Consider the following 18824-nt stretch of genomic DNA (forward strand, 5'->3'; position numbering starts at 1 on the left):
TCTCGGGCAAAAAATACGAAGGGGCGTGCAGACTTCTGTGCCCCACGGCAGGCGTTGCCGTCTATATCCAAGATCGGAACGAAGCGTTGCTTTTTCTAGAGCAGCGGATAATGACAGGCGACCGTCCGCCCTTCCCCGACCGGCCGAAGTTCCGGCCGTTCCTGCGAACATCGCGGCTGAGCCAGCGGACAGCGCGTATGAAACGCACAGCCCTGCGGCGGATGGATCGGGCTCGGCACGTCGCCTTTGAGCGGCGGAGGCAACGGCCGGTCAGGGCGTGGCACTGCGTTCAGCAACGCCCGCGTGTAAGGATGGGCCGGGGCTTCCAGAACCGCCAGCACGTCCCCTTCCTCCACGATCCGTCCCAGATACATGACAGCAATCCGGTCCGCCATCTGCCGCACGACCGCTAGGTCATGGGAGATGAACACGCACGCCACACCCAGCGAATTGCGCAGATCCCGCAGCAGATTCACGATCTGCGCCTGCACCGACACATCCAGCGCGGATGTCGGCTCATCCGCGACCAGAAGATCCGGCCCCAGCATCAAGGCGCGGGCAATGTTCAGACGCTGCCGCTGCCCACCCGAGAACTCATGCGGATAGCGGGACAGGACGGAAGACGATAACCCGACCTGTTCCAGCAGCATCCGGATCCGTTCGGCAATGCCGGCCCGTCCATGGATCCGCATTGGTTCCGCCAGCGTGTCGCCAATGGTCCGACGCGGATTGAACGTCGAGGACGAGTCCTGAAACACCATCTGCATCCGCGGCCGCCAGCGGCGCAACGCCCGGTCCGACAGGCCGGAAATCCGCTCACCGTCAAAGAACACCTCGCCAGAACTCGGCGCGCCCAGCCCGATCAGCGTCCGGCCCAGCGTGGACTTGCCACAGCCGGACTCCCCGACCAGCGCCAGCGCCTCCCCGCGATGCACGGCCAGCGAGACATCGCTCACGGCCCGCAGGGTTTCACCACGCGCGAGGCTGTAATGTTTGCTGAGATTTTTCGCTTCAAGAAGAATGGTCATGCGTCGTACAGCACGCAGGCCACGCGCCGCCCTTCTTCCACCTCCCGCAACGCAGGACGCACGGCACAGTCCGGGCGCACAAAGCGGCAGCGCGGCGCGAAAACACAGCCTTCCGGCCGCGCATCCGGAGCCGAGGGACGCCCCGGAATGGTGGGTAGTGCATCAGGCCTCGGACCATCCAACGGCGGGATCGCCTCCAGCAACGCCTGCGTATAAGGATGCAGCGGTCGCGCCATCACCGCCGCAACCGGCCCCTGCTCCACGACAAGCCCGGAATACACGACCGCCACATGAGTACACGTCTGCGCCACGACGCCCATGTCGTGAGTGATCAGCATCACACCCGCCCCGCTGTCGCGGATTTCGCACAGCAATGTCAGGATCTGTGCCTGCACCGTGACATCGAGCGCCGTGGTCGGCTCATCCGCGATCAGAAGTGCGGGGCCACAGGACAGCGCCATCGCGATCATGGCGCGCTGACGCAAACCGCCGGAAAGCTGGTGCGGATAGCGTTTCGCCGCGGCTTCCGGATCAGGCACCCCCATCCGCCCCAGCAGAGCCACGGTCCGCGCCCGCGCCTCACGGCGGCTGACACGCTCATGCAGGCGGATCTGTTCATCAATCTGCGCGCCAATGGAGCGGACCGGCAGGAACGCCGTCATCGGGTCCTGAAAAATCATGGCCATGCCCGCACCGCGCAGACGACGCCACTCCCGATCCTTCAGCCCCAGCAGTTCGCGGCCCTCGAAACGGATGGAGCCCGAAGCCCTCAGCCCCGGCAGCAATCCCATGACACTCATGGCCGTCAGGCTCTTCCCGGACCCGGATTCTCCCACCACGCCAAGCGCATCCCCGCGCCGCACGTTCAGGGACACATCTTCCAGCAGCGCTGTTCCGTTCGACAGTTCCAGATGCAGGTGATGCAGCTTCAGAAGCACTTCAGCCTCCATGCCGTCCCTCCCTGATCCGCGGGTCCAGCAAGGCATAGAGCCCGTCCACCAGCGCATTGGCGACGACGACGAAAACGGCGGCATACATGACCGTCGCCATGATAAGCGGCAGGTCGAGCGTCGCCAGCGCCTGATAGGTCAGCCGCCCCACGCCCGGCAGAGCAAACACGACTTCCGTCAGAAGCGCCCCGCCTCCCAGAAGCTGCGCGAAATCCAGTCCGAACAGCGACACATAACTCAGCCATGACAGCCGCAGACCATGCCACAGCCATACCCGCACCGGCCCCGCCCCCTTGGCGCGCGCCGTGCGGATGGAATCCTCACCCATAGCGGTCAGCAGTTCGGAGCGGAGAACCCGCGCATATAAACCAATGAACGCAACAGCGAGCGTCAAAGACGGCAGAAACAGTGCCTTCGCCCAGCCGAACGGGCTCTGTGAAAACGGCACATACCCAAGCGGCGGCACCCAGCGGAACAGCAACGTGTCATGCCAGCGGCTCTGCGTGACAAGATTGACGACCTCGCCGAGCCAGAACACCGGTATGGACAGCCCGACCAACCCCAAAACCATCAGCAGCCGGTCCACCCAGCTGTCGCGAAGCACCGCCGACGCAATCCCAAACACCAGCGACCCGCTGACCCAGAAAAAGGCAGCCCACAACACGAGCGAAAGCGTTACAGGGGCCGCCTGCAACACTTCTGGCACGACGGGCTGCCCATGATTGACGAAAGACGTCAGGTCCCTGCTGATGAACAGCTTTTCCATCATCTTTAAATACTGAACGGGCAGCGGACGATCGAAACCATACTCCGCCCGAATGCGTGCCACGACCTGCGGACTGGCCCCGCGCCCGGCAATTCGCGCCGTAGGGTCCGCACCCGGCGTCGCAAAGAAAATTGCGAACACCAGAACGGAAATCCCGAAAATGACCAGCAGCATCTGCCCGGTCCGGGAGGCAAAACCCCGGATCATCGAGCCACACCTTTCGGATCAATCTGATCCCGCAGCGCATTGCCCAGAACATTCAGTGCCAGAACGGTCAACACGATCGCAACGCCCGGAGCAATCGCCACCACAGGGCGCGTATAAAGCAGCCCTTCGCCATCCTGAATGATCGTCCCCCATGACGCCGCCGGCGCCTGCACACCAAGCGACAGGAATGACAGCGCGGATTCCGCGAGCATGCACAATGCCATCACAAGAGGCGCGAGCACGGCCATGGTCGGCATCAGCCCCGGCAGGATCTCCCGCCATAGAATACGAAAATCCGACGCGCCCATCCCGCGCGCTGCCATTACAAACCCCGCCTGAGACAGACTCAGTGCCCGCGCACGAAAAGGCCGGGCGGCATAGGGCACGTACACCAGTGCAATAATCCCGACCGGAATCAGCAGATTATCCGCGCCGATGGTGATGAAACCAAGCCGGATGCCATGTCCGACCGTGACAACGGACAGTGAAATCGCAAACAGATAAACCGGGATCGCCCAGAGCATGTCCAGAATGCGCGACAGGATCAGGTCGATCCAGCCGCCGAAATACCCGGCGCAGATCCCTAGGCACGCCGCCAGACACAAACAGAGCGTCGCGGACGCCGCCGCGATCAGCAGGGAATTGCGGCCGCCGTAAAGCACACGCGCTGCCACGTCCCGCCCCTGGGAGTCCGCTCCGAGAACATAAGGCCCTGGCTGCCAGTCCGGCCCGATCGGGCTCAGCCCCAGATGGAGCGGATTGTCGTTCGGCTGCATCAGATCGACGCGCTGTCCATTGCGAATGGTCGTGCCCGCGATGTCGGACGAGAACGGATCGACGCCATTGAGTGTGGCGTAAAGCGGGGCGGACAGGCAGGCGGCAAGAATGAAAGCCAAAAGCAGAGCCGCGAAAGCACCGTCACGGCGTGTCAGAACAGCGCGGACAACCCGCCGGTAACTTCCTTCCACGCCTGCTCCCATCCATTCCGGTCCGTGATCTTTTTCCATTCTACCGCACGGACGCGCCCGGACATAAGAGGCTCTTCGCAATCAGACTATGAGAGAGACAGTTTACGCACATGCTGACGGATACGCTGCTGGAGCGTCCCCAGATCGGGAAGAAGTTCATCATGAAGTGCCCGCACACTGTCATGTGCGGCGTAAAAACGTCGCGCCCCGCTTGTGCTGACCAGAATGGCCGCGCCGAGAAAGACGCCGTTGATTTCGATAATGGTTGAACCAAGCATAATGTCGGACCCCGGAGGAAGAACCCGACAGCCCGATGGTCGGGTCAAATGTCGGACTTTATGAGACGCCGAAGACGATTGCCTCCGGACCTGAAGCGAAGCAGCGTTTGCGCTGCGAGCTACACATTCGACACATCATTGACCGACCGGCCCTGCTGCTGTTGATGCCACTAAAGCAATCCGGATACGACGTGCGACATAAGGGCGTCAACATATAACGTACTCCAATGTCGTGATATTAAGATTGTTATTGTATTAACTTTTTCATTTCGTTGTAATGAAAGCCCTCATTTACCGGCTGCCATTCCCCCTATTTCCCGTGTTAGATTATGGGCATGAGTAAGAAGGTTTCGCTATCTCCCGCCCCGTTTGAAAGCTATGCCGCCCCCCGTGGTCGCGTTTTCAACTCGTTTCTGGAAACGGTGGGAGGCACGCCCCTGGTCGCACTACCGCATCTGACCCAGCGCGAGCATCTCAACGGTCGATTGCTGCTCAAGCTTGAGTTTTTCAATCCGCTCGGCTCCGTCAAAGACCGGATCGGCGTAGCCATGCTACGGGACGCCGAAGCACGTGGCCTGATTACGCCGGGACGCACGGTGCTGATTGAACCAACTTCCGGCAATACCGGCATTTCGCTGGCCTTCGCGGCTGTGGCACTGGGATACCGGCTGATCGTGACTATGCCGGAAAACGCCTCGACCGAACGGCGCAAGATGCTGCGCCTGATGGGAGCGGAAACCGAGTTAACGCCCGCATCCCGTGGCATGGCTGGTGCCATCGAGCGCGCTGAACAGCTCAACCGCACGCTGCCCGATGCCTGGATGCCGAGCCAGTTCGAGAACAACGCGAATCCGGCAGTACACGAGGCCACAACAGCGCAGGAAATCTGGGAAGATACGGCAGGCAAGGTCGATATGGTCGTCGCCGGCCTGGGAACGGGTGGGACGGCTTCAGGGATCGCTCATGGCCTGAAGAAACATCGTAAATCCATCAAGATCTATGGTGTGGAACCCCGGGAAAGCGCAGTTCTGCATGGGGATGAGCCGGGTCCGCACGGAATTCAGGGCATTGGACCAGGTTTCGAGCCCGACACACTGGATCTCAAGGCGCTGGACGGCGTATTTGAGGTCTCCGAGCAGGAAGCTCTGGTCACTGCGCGGCTATGTGCGGCAGTCGAGGGGATTCCTATCGGCATTTCCTCTGGAGCTGCCCTGTTTGCCGGGATGGAACTCGCCCGCAAACCCGCAAATCGCGGCAAAACGATCGTGGCCATCGTGCCGTCCTTTGCCGAACGCTACCTGTCTACCCAGCTCTTTGAAGGACTTGCCTGAAAGGTATTTATAACTTTTCAATAAAGTTATTTTATTTAACATCTATATGTGTTCGTTATTAAATCAACGCCCTGCTCCGATCTTTTTCTGAAAGGATCGATGCGGCCGAGAGGAGATGACGTCATGAACCTGTTTTCCGGCCGCCCAACATTTTTCGATCCCGCCTGGACGTCCCAGGGCCTGCCTGACGCGACACACCAGCGAATTGCAGGCGCCTTTCAGCGTCTCGGACAGCAGGTGGATCTTCTTCTGGTTCCCGGACTGTTTGGCTCAGGTCCCGATCACTGGCAGTCCCACTGGGAACAGGCTTACGGCCTCAGGCGCCTTCAGCAAAAAGATTGGGAAAATCCGGTCCCGGAGGATTGGGAGGCGGCCCTTACGAGTGCTGTAGACGCAGCGTCACGGCCCGTTCTGCTGATCGCCCATAGTCTGGGGGCCGTTCTGACGGCCAGATGGCTGAATGCACATGGAGGCCGTAACGTTGCGGGGGCTTTTCTCGTCGCTCCGGCGGATGTCGATCAGACAACCCACCCGGATGTGGGGCGCATCCGGAGTTTCAGCCCCCTGCCCACGACACCACTGCCGGTCCCCTCTGCCGTCGTAGCCAGCAGCAACGATCCGTGGCTCTCGATCAGCCGCGCACGCGAACTGGCCGCAGCCTGGCAGTCAGATTTCGTAAATGCTGGCGCCACAGGCCATATCGGCAGCAGCGAACCTCTGGGATTATGGGCACATGGCGCGACGGCCCTTCTGGACTTCACCCGCAGAAAACTGCCTCTCCGGATGCAGTGATCCTGTCCGGAGCACCCTGTTTCATCTCTGCCCTGCGAGCGGCTTCCAGCGGTTAAGCAGCAGAGAATTGCTAACGACCGACACCGAGCTCATGGCCATGGCAGCCCCTGCTACGATCGGGCTTAACATCCCGAACGCTGCCAGCGGCAAGCCCAGAATGTTGTAGATGAAGGCGAAGAACAGGTTCTGCCTGATCTTGGACAGCGTAGCGTTGGACAGTGAGATCGCATCCAGAACGCCCATCATCTCGCTTTTCATCAGAACGACATCCGCCGTATCGAGAGCCACGGCAGAGCCCGCGCCAATAGCGAACCCGACATCGGCAGCAGCCAGAGCCGGCGCGTCGTTGATGCCATCGCCGACCATACCAACCAGACCACCCTGCGCCCGGTATTTCGCCACACCATCTGCCTTATGCTCGGGCAGCACGCCAGCGAGATAATCATCCACGCCGACCTGCTTCGCGACGACCGAAGCGGCGCGTTCATTGTCGCCCGTCAGCATCACGACCCGGATGCCCCGCGCTTTGAGGGCTTTCACGGTCGCCACAGCATCCGCCCGGAGTTCATCAGCCAGTGCGATGATCCCCAGAAACTGACCGCCCTGCGCTACGGCGATAACGGTATTGCCCTGGCTTTCCAGCGCAGCGACCGGCAGGTCAGACATATCCAGACCACTCGCCTGCATGAAGGCCGGAGACCCCAGACGGGCTTCCTGTCCGCCAAGCCGGGTCACGACGCCCTTGCCCGGAACCGCCTGAAAATCCTCAGCCACGAAGGACGCGGCCACACCATGGCTTTGCGTATAATCCACAATCGCGCGGGCCAGTGGGTGCTCGGAATTATGCTCCAGCGCGTATGCGACACCCAAAAGCATCTCCACGGATACCCCCGCCGCCGGATGCACCGCAGCGACGGTCGGGCGGCCCTGTGTCAGGGTACCTGTCTTGTCGACAATGAGAGTTTTCAGCTTTTCGGCCCGCTCCAGCGCATCGGCGTTACGGAACAGGATGCCGGACTGCGCACCACGTCCCGTCCCAACCATAATGGCGGTCGGCGTGGCCAGACCCAGCGAACACGGACAGGCAATGACCAGAACGGACACCGCCGAGACGAGGCTCCAGGTCGCGGAACCCGTCACGGCCCAGCCGATCAGGAAGGTGAGGACGGCAATCCCGATCACGGTCGGGACAAAAATGCCAGACACACGGTCGGCCAGACGCTGCACATTTGCCTTGGAGCCCTGCGCCTGCTCGACCATTTTCACGATGCGGGACAGCGCCGTATCCGCGCCCACGCCCGTCGCCCGCACACGCAGCGCGCCGTTGGCGTTCATGGTGCCACCAAAGACCTCGTTGCCCACTTCCTTGAGAAGCGGAACGCTCTCACCCGTCAGCATGGACTCGTTGACTTCAGAAGAACCCTCGATGATCTCGCCATCCACCGGCACGCTTTCGCCCGGACGCACGACGAAAATATCGCCGACATGCATGTCGGCGACCGCGCGGTCCACAATCGCGCCGTCACGCTCGACATGCGCGATCTGCGGCTGAAGCTGAAGCAGGCTTTCGATGCCGGCGCTGGTCCTGTTTTTGGCGCGCGTCTCCATGAGTTTGCCGAGCGAAATCAGCGTGATGATGGACGCACTGGCTTCGAAATAGACATGCTGGTGCAGTCCGAACACCACGACAACAGCACTGAACAGCCAGGCAATGGATGTTCCCAGAACAACCAGAACATCCATGTTGGCCGAGCCGCCACGCACGGCGTTCCAGGCCCTGCGATACAGACGCGCGCCACAGACGAACTGCACGATCGTGGCGAACAGGAACTGCACCGGAACCGGTACGATCATGCGCCCAAAGAACATGCCTATCATTTCTGCGAAGAGCGGCAGAGACAGGATAAGCGTCAGGATGAAGCGGTTGCGCTCGCGCTTCCAGACGGCCTCGCGCTTGGCCTTCGGGTCTTCGCGCGTTCCCTCGCCTAGTCTTGTTGCGCCAAAACCGGCCTTTTCGATTTTCCCGATCAGATCTGCCGGTTCGACCACGCCCGGAATGTAATTGATATGCGCGCGCTCCGCCGCGAAATTGACGCTGGCCTGCACGGAGGGCTGACGGTTCAGGATCTTTTCGATCCGCGCCGCGCAGGCCGCGCAGGTCATGCCCGACAGCGACAGGTCGAGGCTCTGCTCGTCCACAGAGAAGCCCGCACGACGCACGGCCGCCACGACGCTTTCCACTGAGGACGCCGTATTTTCAAAAGCAACCTGTGCGCGTTCGGAAGCGAAATTGACAGTCGCCTTCACGCCCTCCTGACGGTTGAGGACTTTTTCAACTCGGGCGGCACAGGCAGCGCAGGTCATACCACCGACGGGGAAACTGATCGTTTCTGACATCTGAAGATAGCTCCTGTCGGCTGGGAGAATTCTGCAAGGATCTCGCAAGAGATATACCCCTCCACCCTATTTTTCAAGCATGAAAAGCTGTCAAAGCCGCACGATGAACCAGCCTGACAAAGATGGTATCCGGAAGCCGGAAAAGAAGAGCCCTTGCCACAGCGAGCCTCTGATGTGCACCGGAAGAGAGCACGTCCCCCAGTCGGCGATGTCGTCCAGGCGGTCTGATAACGTACCAGATTGACGGTCCCGTGCGCGTTCCGCTTGGAACAGACAGCCAGCTCTTATATTGAGGTGGGGTATATATTTTTACATCCAGTCCGGAACAAGTTCGGCCGGTTTTTCCTTCGCCAAAAAACTCTTTCCCTATCCCCCTGCCGGGTATAGAATTCTACCGGATTCAGCGGCCCTGGTGCCCTGTTTCTTATTTTTGCTGGGATTTCTGATGCTCAGGACACATGCCCGGATCTGGATCGGCCTGCTGGCCTGCCTGCTGATGCAGGTCGGGCTGATGTTGGGTGCGTCCACCGCGCAGGCCACAACGCAGACCCAGCCTCCCCACCATATGATGATGCATCACATGGCGCACCATCAGAACGCCGACATGGCCGATTGCTGCACAGCGACAGCATTGCATGCGGTTCCCCATTCGCAGCCGTCTTCCGGTGGCTGCTGCCATACGCATGCGGTCTCGACGGAGCCGATGCTGACGCTGACCTCCGTTCATCCGTCCGCTCCTGACCGTACGGGGTCCAATGTGTTTGCGCCTCGCGCACACGACCGTTTCAGCGGCAAGGACTGGATCCCCGCCTCCCCACCTCCCAGAACCCGCGCGATCTGACACACGCCTGACGGCGTGGACCCGTCCTGCTGCCCGGAATGGGCATTCAGGGCCTGATCCTTAGTCATTTTCGCGGATTTCTCCTCATGACCTTTCCGTCCCGCTTCCGCGGCGGCGTGACACGACGGCGTTTCGTGACAGGAATCGGCGCAGGCAGCCTATTGGCAGCCCTGCCCCGGACCTCACATGCGCTCTCTTCCACGGCCGTCCCTCTCAGGGCCTCCTCGGGAATTATACCCCCCCACCCCTCTGACCGGTGGGATATGAAAGTGGGCCACACGCGCATTTCGCTCGATGGCAAGACCATGCACGCCCCGACCGTCGGCAGCACGGTGCCCGGCCCGATCCTGCGCTTCAGACAGGGCGATACCGTCAGTATCAACGTGACCAACACGTTGGATGAACCGACCTCGATCCACTGGCACGGCATCCGCACGCCCGCGAACATGGACGGTGTCCCGGGGTTGAGCTTCGGTGGCATCGCCCCCGGCGAGACCTTCACCTACCGCTTCAAACTCCATCAGAGCGGCACCTACTGGTATCACAGCCATTCAGGGATGCAGGAAGCGATGGGCCTGTATGGTGCGATGGTCATCGACCCGCGCCACCCGGACCCGAACGCCTGCGACCGCGATTACGTCATTTTCCTCGCCGAATGGACGGATGTCATGCCCCATGACATCATCAGCAACCTCAAGATGCAGGACGATTATTACGTCTTCCGCCAGCGCACGGCGGCGTCTTTCCCGAAAGAAGCGCGCGAGGCCGGAAGTGCGGGTGCGGCCCTCGCGGACCGTCTGGCCTGGTCGAAAATGCGCATGGCCGCGACCGACATCGCGGACGTCTCGGGCGCGATCTACACCTACACGCTGAACGGGCACGCCCCGGACATGAACTGGAGCGGCCTGTTCAGGCCCGGCGAAAAAGTGCGCCTGCGTTTCATCAACGGCTCGACCATGACGTTCTTCGATGTCCAGATTCCAGGACTCGAAATGCTGGTCGTGCAGGCGGACGGCAACGATATCGAACCTGTTCCCGTGGACGAGTTCCGCATCGGCGTGGCGGAAACCTATGACGTGATCGTCCAGCCGAAGGACGACCGCGCCTATGCCATTTTCGCCCAGAGCGAGGACCGCACCGGCTACGCAAGCGGGACCCTCGCCCCCCACGAGAGCATGATTGCGCCTATCCCGCCGATGGACCCGCGCCCGGCCCGCACCATGGTGGATATGGGCATGGGGAACATGAAGCCCGGAGAAAGCATGAAGGACATGGATATGTCCGCAGACATGTCGGGCATGAAAATGAATGGCGACATGGCCGGGATGGACATGCACGGCATGGATATGAGCCACATGGCCATGCCGAAAATGGAAGTGAACGATCCCGGCCCGCCGCCCATCAATGTCGAAAACCAGATGCGCGCCATGATGCCGATCGACCGCACCGGCAGCCCCGGTGACGGGCTGGAAAACAACGGCCGCCGCGTCCTGAACTACAGACAGCTCCGCGCCACACGCCCGGGAGCGGACCTGCGACCGCCAACGCGGGAAATCATCCTCCATCTGACCGGCAATATGGAGCGGTATATCTGGGGCATGAACGGCCGGAAGTTCTCGGAATCCGGCCCGATCCGCCTCAAGCTTGGCGAACGTGTGCGCTTCACGCTCATCAACGACACCATGATGGAACATCCGATCCATCTGCACGGTCTGTGGAGCGAACTGGAAAACGGTCAGGGCGACTACCGCCCGTACAAACACACCGTCATTTCCCAGCCGGGTTCGAAGCTGAGCTATCTCGTGACAGCCGATACCCCTGGCATGTGGGCGTATCACTGCCACTTACTATACCACATGGATCTGGGCATGTTCCGCACGGTGATCGTGACATGAAACACGCCCTTTCCCCCGCAGTTCTGGCCCTTGCAACTCTGTCATTCCTCGCGCTGGCATCCGGCACGGCCCGCGCCGACCAGACGGTCTATCACGCCGCCGATGCGCCGGAGGCGACCCCGGTCGTCTATATCGGTAACATCAAACCCGCCATGGATCAGGGCACCTGGCTGCACGGCATCTTCAACCAGTTTGAAGGTCGATATGCACCCGGCGGCACCGATTTCCGCTGGGATGGCGAAGCCTGGTTCGGCGGTGACTACAACAAGATCTGGCTGAAATCCGAAGGCACGCTGGAAAAAGGGCGCATGAGCGATGGCGACCATGAACTGCTCTATACGCGCTCCATCTCGTCCTATTGGAACCTTCAGGGCGGCGTACGAATGGACCTCGATGACGGCCCGACCCGCACCTGGGGCGCGTTCGGCATTCAGGGTCTGGCGCTATACGAGTTCGAGTTCGAGGCCACGGCCTATGTCAGCGATCGCGGACGTTTCGCCACCCGCGTGGAAGGTTCTTACGACTTCCTGCTGACCAACCGTCTGATCCTTCAGCCGCAGGCCGAGTTCAATTTCTACACGAAATCCGATGTGGGACGTCAGGCTGGCGCCGGCCTGTCGGATGTCGATGCAGGTCTGCGCCTGCGATACGAACTCTGGCGGAAATTCGCGCCCTACATAGCCGTGACCTACTCCGGATATCTCACTCAGGCCCGCCGGATCGCCCGTGACCAGCACGACGACACCGGCTCCGTCCGCTTCAGTCTCGGCGTCCGAAGCTGGTTCTGATCATCGATTTTCCATTCAAACAAAACCGGAAGCCCGACATCATGCGCAAGATTTTACTCGTACTGACCGCCCTTCTCACCACCAGCACAGCTTACGCCGATCCGTCTATGTCTGGCATGGACATGAGCCATATGAATATGGGCGGCAAAAGCCCCATGACCATGTCCTCCCCCAAAACACAGGACCCGATGGCCGGACTAAACATGAATCAACAGATGGCCCTGTGTGCGCATCTTGAGAAGCTCAACAAACAGAACAGTCCGCTGACGCCGAAAATGAAGCAGCAGCGCGCCGCCTGTCAAAAAATGAACATGGGCATGACGAACCAGTCTGCACCAAGCGAAACGCTGGACCGCTGAGCGCGCAGGCTTTTCAGCGCATCATCCGGCGAACGACCTGGAGAAGCTCGTCAATCGCGTCTTCTCCCCCGTCGTCCTGCACCGCACGGCGCACACAGCCATTGGCGTGGGCAGACAGGATCTGGATAGACACACCATCCAGCGCCGACTTGATGGCGGAAATCTGGGTCAGGATATCCACACAATAGCGGTCGTTCTCGATCATGTTGAGAACACCGCCGACCTGCCCTTCGATCCGACGCACGCGGTTCGTCAGAGCCTTCTTGCGGGGCTGTTCAACACGCCGGCCATCATCGTCCATCGGCATGCAGTTCTCACAGACATCCGCCGCATGTTCTTTATGGGATAGTGCCATTACAGAATCCGCCCTCTGTCAGACATCCGAACATAACATCATGGGGCCATGTCCGCCCATTCAGCGCCCACAGACCGCTGTATGCTCCGCTCTGGCCGAAATTTCCAGTGTCACGATGCAGGTTCGTATTTCCACGCTCCCAGGGCCCCTTTTTCACACCAGATAAACCTTGCCATTCCCGACTTTCAGAACGATTTTTGTCTACACGGTCATACCCCTGTCCCATGCTGGAAAGCAGATCGCAGCCATTTGTAAAATTTATTATAAAACCAGGGATTTGCGCCATTGGTTGCCTTCTCTTGATGCAAATCATTCTCACTCCTCTTCCCGCAGGAGCCGGAACAGCCTATTTAGGAAACAGGCTGGGCCTGTGAGACCCTGCCATATGACCGGGGTACGGAACTGATGTTGTATCTAGATACACTGCCCAAGGGCGGACATGCCGTGATCGAAAAGATCGAACAGCGTGCGCCTCTGGACCCGATCGCCACCCGTCTGGGAGAGCTGGGATTTGTGCCAGGTGAACCCGTGCAGGTCGTTGCAACCGGGCCGATGGGCCGGGATCCGATCGCGGTTCGTCTGGGAACATCGCGTTTTGCTCTGCGTCGTGGTGAAGCCGCCCGGGTCGGTCTGCGGGCTGTTTCCTGACATTCATGAGTTCGACAGCCTCTCCGCAGACATCTGCCTCACCTCTGCCTGCCCCGCTGCATATTGCCCTCGTCGGAAATCCGAACTGCGGCAAGACGTCCCTGTTCAACCAGCTAACCGGGAGCCGGCAGAAAGTCGCGAATTACGCGGGGGTGACGGTCGAGCGCAAGGAAGGCTTTTTCACAACTCCCGGTGGCCGCGCGATCCGCGTTCTGGACCTGCCCGGGGCTTACAGTCTTGATTCAACCAGTCCTGACGAAGACGTCACACGCGATGTCTGCCTAGGGCGTCATCGGTCCGAACCGCAACCGCAAATGCTAGTGGCCGTCATTTCGGCGACCAATCTGCGCCTGCATCTGCGCTTCCTACTGGAACTGAAGCAGCTCGGCCTTCCTGTCATCGTCGCTCTGAACATGATGGACGAAGCCCGGCGGAATGGCCTGCGAATTGATGTGGCCGGATTGCAGGCCGATCTGGGAATGCCGATCGTCCCCGTCATCAGCCTTAACCGGATCGGGGTGATCCCGCTGCTTCAGGCCCTCGACCTTTCTCTTCCAGCCCCGCCCAGCGCCCTGCCGGCCGGGATCGATTTCCATATGGAAGTCCGGCGGCTGCTGGCCGCACATGTCGTCGATCCCTCCACAGGGACGGATCGCCTGACTGACCGGCTGGACCGGCTGTTCCTGCACCCGATCTGGGGACCTGTCGTTCTTCTGATCGTGCTGTTCGTCATGTTCCAGACCGTTTTCGCCTGGGCACAGCCGCTCATGGACGGGCTGGACAGTGGGATATCGACCTTCGGGCAGATCGTTCTCAAACCCCTGCCGGACGGCGTCCTGCGCAGCCTGCTGGCGGACGGGGTAATCGCGGGGGCGGGCACGGTCATCGTATTCCTGCCGCAGATCCTCATCCTTTTCCTCTGGATTCTGGCCCTTGAGGAATCCGGCTATCTCCCTCGGGCGGCATTCCTGCTGGACCGGTTGATGGCTCTTGCCGGGCTGAGCGGTCGCTCTTTCATTCCCCTGCTATCGAGCTTCGCCTGTGCCATTCCAGGCATCATGGCGGCCCGGACCATCCAGAATCCGCGCGACCGTCTGGTCACGATCCTGATCGCGCCCCTCATGACCTGCTCGGCACGTCTGCCGGTCTATACGCTGCTGATCGGTGCGTTCGTACCTCACCACACCGTGCTCGGAATTCTCGGGCTTCAGGGGCTTGTACTGTTCGGACTCTATGCCGTGGCGATCGTCAGCGGCGTGATTGCTGCCCGTGTCATGACGAGGGGGGTCAAGTCCGAAGAACATCCGCTGCTGCTCGAACTCCCCCCCTATCGCCGCCCGAACCTCAAGAGTCTCACACTCGGACTATGGCAGCGGGCCGTGATGTTTCTCTCGCGCGTGGGCACGATCATCGTCTCGCTGAACGTGCTGCTCTGGGCGCTGTCGAGCTTCCCGCTACCGCCCGCGGGCGCTCCAGGTGCGGCCATCGATTACAGTCTGGCCGGACGCATCGGCCATCTGATGCAATGGGTCTTCGCCCCCATCGGCTTCAACTGGCAGATCTGCGTTTCGCTGATTCCAGGTCTTGCGGCGCGTGAGGTGGCCGTCAGTTCACTGGCGACCGTCTATGCCATCGGGGCCACGGATGACGGCGCGGCCGACAAACTCCTGCCGCTGCTCTCGACACAGTGGAGCATGGCCACGGCCTTTTCGCTTCTGGCCTGGTATGTCTATGCGCCGCAATGCATTTCGACGCTGGCTGTCATGCGCCGGGAAACCGGTTCCATCAAAACCGTTCTGTGGGCTGCGGCGTATCTGTTTGGCCTCGCCTATCTTGCTGCGTTTCTCACCTATCACATCACCCGAGCCATTACGGGAATTGCATGATGATTGAAGTTGTCGTTGTCGTTCTGATCGTCTGTGCTGCGGCCATTTACTGGTATGCACGCCTGTTCCCCGCAGGCTGGGGACGTCTGCGGACGACGGTCGGCCTTGCCCCTCCGTCCCGTGTGGATGCAGGAAAGAGCAAGGGTTGCGGCGGATGTTCAGGCTGTGATCGGTCCGGCAAGGGCGGCTGTCACTAAGTCATCTTACCGAACGTCCGTTGACCACGCGCGATTAACGCCTGTTCAACATTCCAGCGCGCCGTCCTGCCGACCACCCTGCCTCTGGCCGAGTTCTACAAAAAATTGGCCCAGACCTGCATGGGCGCGGAATGAAGGTCAGGACGATCCCGGAAGTGCGCTTAGGCGCCAGACGTTTTCAGACGCCGGACACCGTCCTTTCAGTCCGCCTTCAACAGCCCGGCTTTCCAGAAGCGTCAGCACATAGACCTGACCATAACATTCACGCAGGAACGCCTCATTGGCAGAAAAAGGCGGTCCCTTCAGGCAGGACTGGTCGTAGTCAAGCGTAACGAGGAGTTCGGGAACCGGGCCGGTCAGGGATAGGAGATGAGCAGCGTAGGCCCGACGCAGTTCTTCTGGCAGGGCAATCAGCGCGGCACGATCGTAAATACCGTCCATCGGGCCGAGCAAATCGGGCGTCAGAGCGAAAATATTGCCTGCAAAAATACGGATATTCCCGGCGAAAAAACAACACAACGGTCCTGCATCCACAATGTCGGGCGTAATGCCGAAGTCGCTGAAGAACCGGTGCACGGCGATATCGCTCAGCTCACATCCGGTCACGTGAAAGCCCTGCTCCGCGAGCCAGACCATGTCCTGACTCATGCCGCACAGAGGCACGAAAACCCGCGCTCCCACTGGAAGATCCAGCGCCGCAATATGACGGGTCAGAAGCGGATTGGCCTGCGGTTCATGAAAGCCCGTCTCGCCGCGCTCCCATTTTTCCTGCCAGAAAACGGCATTCGATTTTACGTCCATAAGTCCGGCTTGCTTCCTGCTTTTCCCGGCTGAGACTGTGCCGGGTTCTGCTGGCGAGACAATGGTATGTGTCGGGAAAATGTGAGAAAAGCCGCTCATGGTCATGCTCACCCCCTCCCAGCGGCAGGCGCTTGATGAAATCATTTCCGCACATGCCGCAGGACGGCCTACGCATCTTCTGACGGGATATGCCGGCAGCGGCAAAACGACGCTGATGCAGGCCGTGGCCCGGCATTTCATGGGCGAGAAAAAAGTGGTGGTCATCACAGCCCCCACCCACAAGGCCACCGCTGTCCTGCGTTCGAAAGTCGATCGGGACGTCGATTGCCGGACCATCCAGAGCCTGCTGAGCCTTCAGCCGTCCTCCCAGGGCACGACCAGCACACTCGTGCGCTCCAAACGGCCGCAGACGATTGCCGATGGCATCGTCATTGTCGATGAATGTTCGATGCTCTCAGCGGAGTTGATGAACTGGATCCGCGATCTGCTGCGTTACTGCTTCGTGCTGTTCGTGGGCGACCCGGCCCAGCTCCCGCCAGTGGGCGAAGCTGCGTCTCCTTCATTTTCCGTGCCCTCGCGCTCTCATCTCGACACCGTGGTGCGACAGGCGGCCGGCAATCCGATCCTCGAAGCCGCGACCCTCATCCGTCAGAGTCAGGGCGGTGAAGCCGACTGGAGCTGGGTCCGCGATGCCCGTCAGGAACAGACCGGCCTGTTCCTGCCCAAGGATGTGGAAAGCTGGGTCCGCAAGGCCTTCCTGTCCGACGCGTTCAACGCCGATAACGACTGGTGCCGCTATCTGTGCTGGACGAATGCACGGGTGCATCAGATCAACCGGATGGTCCGGCTCTGGCGCTATGGCGGCGAGACGCCCACACCTTTCATGCCCGGCGAGCGGGTCGTATCCCGCGCGCCGTTTTCCGTCCAGCAGGAAGAAAGCGGGCCCCGTCAGGCGATCGCCACGAACGAGGAAGTCCTCGTCATGGACATCAGGCCCGGTCGGCTGTCCTACAAGTTCGAGCTGTGCAAGGACGTTCCAGCCTGGGTGGCCGATCTGGCATCATGGGAAGTCACGCTACTAACAATGGCAGGCGAGGAAATCACTGGCCATATCGTGCAAAACCCGAAGGATCTGGAGGCCGTGGACCGGCGACTGGTGCAGGAAGCGAAACAGCAGCACCGACGCTGGAGTCACCGTTTCGCTTTTCACAACGCCCTGCTCCAGCTTCAGGCGATCTATGCCATGACGGTCCACACCGCACAGGGGAGCACGTTCAAAAACGTGTTTGTGGATCTCGGCGACATCGGCCGCCGCGCCCGCCAGAACCCGCTGGAGACGCAGCAGCTCTGCTATGTGGCTGTTACGCGCGCGACGGATATGGTGTTCCTTGTCAACACGGCGGGTCTTTCCGCTTGATGGGCCGCGACGCCCAGAGCGACGCCAGAATGGACCCCGAAACATTGTGCCAGACGGAAAAAACCGCGCCCGGCAGCGCGGCCAGAGGAGAAAAATAAAGCCGCCCTAGGGTCGCGGCGAGACCGGAATTCTGCATTCCGACTTCCAGCGCAAGCGTCCGGCAGACACTCTCGTCAAAACCGAGCAGCCGTCCGCCCCAGTAGCCCCCCAGAAGCCCGATTCCGTTATGCAGGACGACGGCCAGAAGCATGATCGGACCAGCCTCTTTCAAAGACGGCCCTACACCCGCCACAATCGACCCGATAATGAGCAGGATAGACACCATGGCCACCAGCGGAAGTGCAGGCTCAACCCGGCGAACCGCGCGATGCCAAAACGTGTTGAGCACAACGCCCGCCAGAACAGGCAGCGCCACCATGGTCAGGATGCTGCAAAACAGCCCCCAGCTATCCACCGCAACGCCTGCCGAAACATAGAACTGCACCAGAAGCGGCGTCGCCACGATCCCGACGAGCGTTGAAAACGCACTGATGCTGACCGAAAGCGCCACATCCCCGCGCGACAGATAGATCATGACGTTGGACGCCGTTCCGCTCGACACACACCCGACCAGAACCATGCCCGTCATCAGTGCAGGCGACAGCCCCAGCAGATGTGCGATCCCCCATGCGGCAAGCGGCATGACAAAATAATGCAGCCCCACACCTGCCAGAACCGGCGCGGGCCGACGGAGGATCCGTCCGAAATCGGCGGGGGTCAGAGACACTCCCATCGTAAACATCACAAACGCAAGAAGCGGCGTAATGACTGGCACCAGCATCAGGAAGGGAGCGGGCATCACCAGCGCAAAGCCTGACACCACAATGGCCCAAAGCGGGAACAGACGCGTCATCTATCGGATGACCTGAGTAAGGAAAATT

General features: G+C 60.6%; 19 protein-coding genes. 10 read left to right on the top strand and 9 right to left on the bottom strand.

From position 1 onward, the window contains the following. Positions 1 to 95: 95 nt before the first annotated feature. Genes GKA01_RS02680 through GKA01_RS02700 form a run of 5 tightly spaced genes read right to left on the bottom strand, consistent with a single transcriptional unit; the run spans position 96 to position 4197 of the window. Entirely contained in the window at positions 96 to 1028 is a 933-nt protein-coding gene (locus tag GKA01_RS02680) for an ABC transporter ATP-binding protein (protein ID WP_146858952.1), read from the bottom strand. Next, positions 1025 to 1978 carry an ABC transporter ATP-binding protein gene (locus GKA01_RS02685; protein ID WP_146858954.1) on the bottom strand — a complete coding sequence of 318 codons (954 nt, stop codon included), beginning with the start codon at positions 1976 to 1978 and terminating at the stop codon, positions 1025 to 1027. Before GKA01_RS02685 ends, GKA01_RS02680 begins: the two co-directional genes overlap by 4 nt. Further along, positions 1968 to 2951: an ABC transporter permease gene (locus GKA01_RS02690; RefSeq protein WP_146858956.1), complete on the bottom strand. Its 984-nt coding sequence runs from the start codon at positions 2949 to 2951 to the stop codon at positions 1968 to 1970. Before GKA01_RS02690 ends, GKA01_RS02685 begins: the two co-directional genes overlap by 11 nt. After that, complete coding sequence (locus GKA01_RS02695) at positions 2948 to 3958, bottom strand: ABC transporter permease (RefSeq protein WP_228119853.1); 1011 nt, start codon at positions 3956 to 3958, stop codon at positions 2948 to 2950. The genes GKA01_RS02690 and GKA01_RS02695 overlap by 4 nt, the downstream gene beginning before the upstream one ends. A gap of 47 nt (positions 3959 to 4005) precedes the next feature. Continuing rightward, positions 4006 to 4197, bottom strand: coding sequence for a hypothetical protein (locus GKA01_RS02700; protein WP_146858958.1), 192 nt, complete (start codon positions 4195 to 4197; stop codon positions 4006 to 4008). Positions 4198 to 4532: 335 nt separating this feature from the next. Between GKA01_RS02700 and cysK the strand changes: the two genes are divergently transcribed. Together cysK and GKA01_RS02710 are read left to right on the top strand one after the other, a co-directional pair. Continuing rightward, positions 4533 to 5528 (top strand): cysteine synthase A, encoded by a 996-nt coding sequence (gene cysK / locus GKA01_RS02705; protein ID WP_146858960.1) that lies wholly within the window; start codon positions 4533 to 4535, stop codon positions 5526 to 5528. A 123-nt stretch (positions 5529 to 5651) separates the two neighbouring features. Then, a complete protein-coding gene (locus tag GKA01_RS02710; protein ID WP_146858962.1) occupies positions 5652 to 6320 on the top strand; it encodes an RBBP9/YdeN family alpha/beta hydrolase in 669 nt (222 codons plus the stop codon). A gap of 21 nt (positions 6321 to 6341) precedes the next feature. On the opposite strand, the gene GKA01_RS02715 is transcribed toward GKA01_RS02710, so the two are convergent. Beyond that, entirely contained in the window at positions 6342 to 8717 is a 2376-nt protein-coding gene (locus tag GKA01_RS02715) for a heavy metal translocating P-type ATPase (protein WP_146858964.1), read from the bottom strand. A gap of 445 nt (positions 8718 to 9162) precedes the next feature. Here GKA01_RS02715 and GKA01_RS02720 point away from each other — a divergent pair, with 445 nt between their 5' ends. The 4 genes from GKA01_RS02720 (at position 9163) to GKA01_RS02735 (ending at position 12600) form a co-directional block, all read left to right on the top strand. Continuing rightward, positions 9163 to 9558, top strand: coding sequence for a hypothetical protein (locus GKA01_RS02720; protein WP_146858966.1), 396 nt, complete (start codon positions 9163 to 9165; stop codon positions 9556 to 9558). A gap of 86 nt (positions 9559 to 9644) precedes the next feature. Next, entirely contained in the window at positions 9645 to 11453 is a 1809-nt protein-coding gene (locus GKA01_RS02725; protein WP_146858968.1) for a copper resistance system multicopper oxidase, read from the top strand. Beyond that, complete coding sequence (locus GKA01_RS02730; RefSeq protein ID WP_146858970.1) at positions 11450 to 12241, top strand: copper resistance protein B; 792 nt, start codon at positions 11450 to 11452, stop codon at positions 12239 to 12241. The genes GKA01_RS02725 and GKA01_RS02730 overlap by 4 nt, the downstream gene beginning before the upstream one ends. 41 nt (positions 12242 to 12282) lie before the next feature. Beyond that, positions 12283 to 12600: a hypothetical protein gene (locus GKA01_RS02735; RefSeq protein WP_146858972.1), complete on the top strand. Its 318-nt coding sequence runs from the start codon at positions 12283 to 12285 to the stop codon at positions 12598 to 12600. Between the two features lie 13 nt (positions 12601 to 12613). Here GKA01_RS02735 and GKA01_RS02740 read toward each other — a convergent pair whose 3' ends face one another. After that, complete coding sequence (locus GKA01_RS02740) at positions 12614 to 12907, bottom strand: metal-sensitive transcriptional regulator (protein ID WP_371859245.1); 294 nt, start codon at positions 12905 to 12907, stop codon at positions 12614 to 12616. A 453-nt stretch (positions 12908 to 13360) separates the two neighbouring features. Between GKA01_RS02740 and GKA01_RS02745 the strand changes: the two genes are divergently transcribed. Genes GKA01_RS02745 through GKA01_RS02755 form a run of 3 tightly spaced genes read left to right on the top strand, consistent with a single transcriptional unit; the run spans position 13361 to position 15686 of the window. After that, positions 13361 to 13603 carry a FeoA family protein gene (locus GKA01_RS02745; RefSeq protein ID WP_194265827.1) on the top strand — a complete coding sequence of 81 codons (243 nt, stop codon included), beginning with the start codon at positions 13361 to 13363 and terminating at the stop codon, positions 13601 to 13603. A gap of 5 nt (positions 13604 to 13608) precedes the next feature. After that, entirely contained in the window at positions 13609 to 15489 is a 1881-nt protein-coding gene (gene feoB / locus GKA01_RS02750; protein ID WP_146858974.1) for a ferrous iron transporter B, read from the top strand. Continuing rightward, positions 15486 to 15686: a hypothetical protein gene (locus GKA01_RS02755; protein WP_228119854.1), complete on the top strand. Its 201-nt coding sequence runs from the start codon at positions 15486 to 15488 to the stop codon at positions 15684 to 15686. The genes feoB and GKA01_RS02755 overlap by 4 nt, the downstream gene beginning before the upstream one ends. Positions 15687 to 15824: 138 nt before the next feature. Here the strand turns inward: GKA01_RS02755 and tmpT are convergent, their stop codons facing one another. Further along, on the bottom strand, positions 15825 to 16487 hold the full coding sequence (tmpT, locus tag GKA01_RS02760) for a thiopurine S-methyltransferase (protein ID WP_146858975.1): 663 nt from the start codon (positions 16485 to 16487) through the stop codon (positions 15825 to 15827). Between the two features lie 97 nt (positions 16488 to 16584). Between tmpT and GKA01_RS02765 the strand changes: the two genes are divergently transcribed. Beyond that, the gene (locus GKA01_RS02765) at positions 16585 to 17904 is read left to right on the top strand and encodes an ATP-dependent DNA helicase (protein ID WP_146858977.1); all 1320 of its coding nucleotides are present in this window, start codon (positions 16585 to 16587) and stop codon (positions 17902 to 17904) included. On the opposite strand, the gene panS is transcribed toward GKA01_RS02765, so the two are convergent. Beyond that, the gene (gene panS / locus GKA01_RS02770) at positions 17879 to 18796 is read right to left on the bottom strand and encodes a ketopantoate/pantoate/pantothenate transporter PanS (RefSeq protein ID WP_146858979.1); all 918 of its coding nucleotides are present in this window, start codon (positions 18794 to 18796) and stop codon (positions 17879 to 17881) included. The two genes, GKA01_RS02765 and panS, sit on opposite strands and share 26 nt — an antisense overlap. Positions 18797 to 18824: the final 28 nt, after the last annotated feature.

It is taken from the genome of Gluconobacter kanchanaburiensis NBRC 103587, assembly GCF_007988905.1.
GTDB lineage: Bacteria > Pseudomonadota > Alphaproteobacteria > Acetobacterales > Acetobacteraceae > Gluconobacter > Gluconobacter kanchanaburiensis.

Coding starts and splice junctions, on each gene's coding strand:
- feoB (WP_146858974.1), top strand. CDS start 13,609: ATGAGTTCGACAGCCTCTCCGCAGACATCTGCCTCACCTCTGCCTGCC.
- GKA01_RS02765 (WP_146858977.1), top strand. CDS start 16,585: ATGGTCATGCTCACCCCCTCCCAGCGGCAGGCGCTTGATGAAATCATT.
- GKA01_RS02710 (WP_146858962.1), top strand. CDS start 5,652: ATGAACCTGTTTTCCGGCCGCCCAACATTTTTCGATCCCGCCTGGACG.
- GKA01_RS02755 (WP_228119854.1), top strand. CDS start 15,486: ATGATGATTGAAGTTGTCGTTGTCGTTCTGATCGTCTGTGCTGCGGCC.
- GKA01_RS02690 (WP_146858956.1), bottom strand. CDS start 2,951: ATGATCCGGGGTTTTGCCTCCCGGACCGGGCAGATGCTGCTGGTCATT.
- GKA01_RS02735 (WP_146858972.1), top strand. CDS start 12,283: ATGCGCAAGATTTTACTCGTACTGACCGCCCTTCTCACCACCAGCACA.
- GKA01_RS02700 (WP_146858958.1), bottom strand. CDS start 4,197: ATGCTTGGTTCAACCATTATCGAAATCAACGGCGTCTTTCTCGGCGCG.
- GKA01_RS02730 (WP_146858970.1), top strand. CDS start 11,450: ATGAAACACGCCCTTTCCCCCGCAGTTCTGGCCCTTGCAACTCTGTCA.
- GKA01_RS02720 (WP_146858966.1), top strand. CDS start 9,163: ATGCTCAGGACACATGCCCGGATCTGGATCGGCCTGCTGGCCTGCCTG.
- GKA01_RS02740 (WP_371859245.1), bottom strand. CDS start 12,907: ATGCCGATGGACGATGATGGCCGGCGTGTTGAACAGCCCCGCAAGAAG.
- tmpT (WP_146858975.1), bottom strand. CDS start 16,487: ATGGACGTAAAATCGAATGCCGTTTTCTGGCAGGAAAAATGGGAGCGC.
- GKA01_RS02695 (WP_228119853.1), bottom strand. CDS start 3,958: ATGGAAAAAGATCACGGACCGGAATGGATGGGAGCAGGCGTGGAAGGA.
- GKA01_RS02725 (WP_146858968.1), top strand. CDS start 9,645: ATGACCTTTCCGTCCCGCTTCCGCGGCGGCGTGACACGACGGCGTTTC.
- GKA01_RS02680 (WP_146858952.1), bottom strand. CDS start 1,028: ATGACCATTCTTCTTGAAGCGAAAAATCTCAGCAAACATTACAGCCTC.
- GKA01_RS02745 (WP_194265827.1), top strand. CDS start 13,361: ATGTTGTATCTAGATACACTGCCCAAGGGCGGACATGCCGTGATCGAA.
- GKA01_RS02685 (WP_146858954.1), bottom strand. CDS start 1,978: ATGGAGGCTGAAGTGCTTCTGAAGCTGCATCACCTGCATCTGGAACTG.
- cysK (WP_146858960.1), top strand. CDS start 4,533: ATGAGTAAGAAGGTTTCGCTATCTCCCGCCCCGTTTGAAAGCTATGCC.
- panS (WP_146858979.1), bottom strand. CDS start 18,796: ATGACGCGTCTGTTCCCGCTTTGGGCCATTGTGGTGTCAGGCTTTGCG.
- GKA01_RS02715 (WP_146858964.1), bottom strand. CDS start 8,717: ATGTCAGAAACGATCAGTTTCCCCGTCGGTGGTATGACCTGCGCTGCC.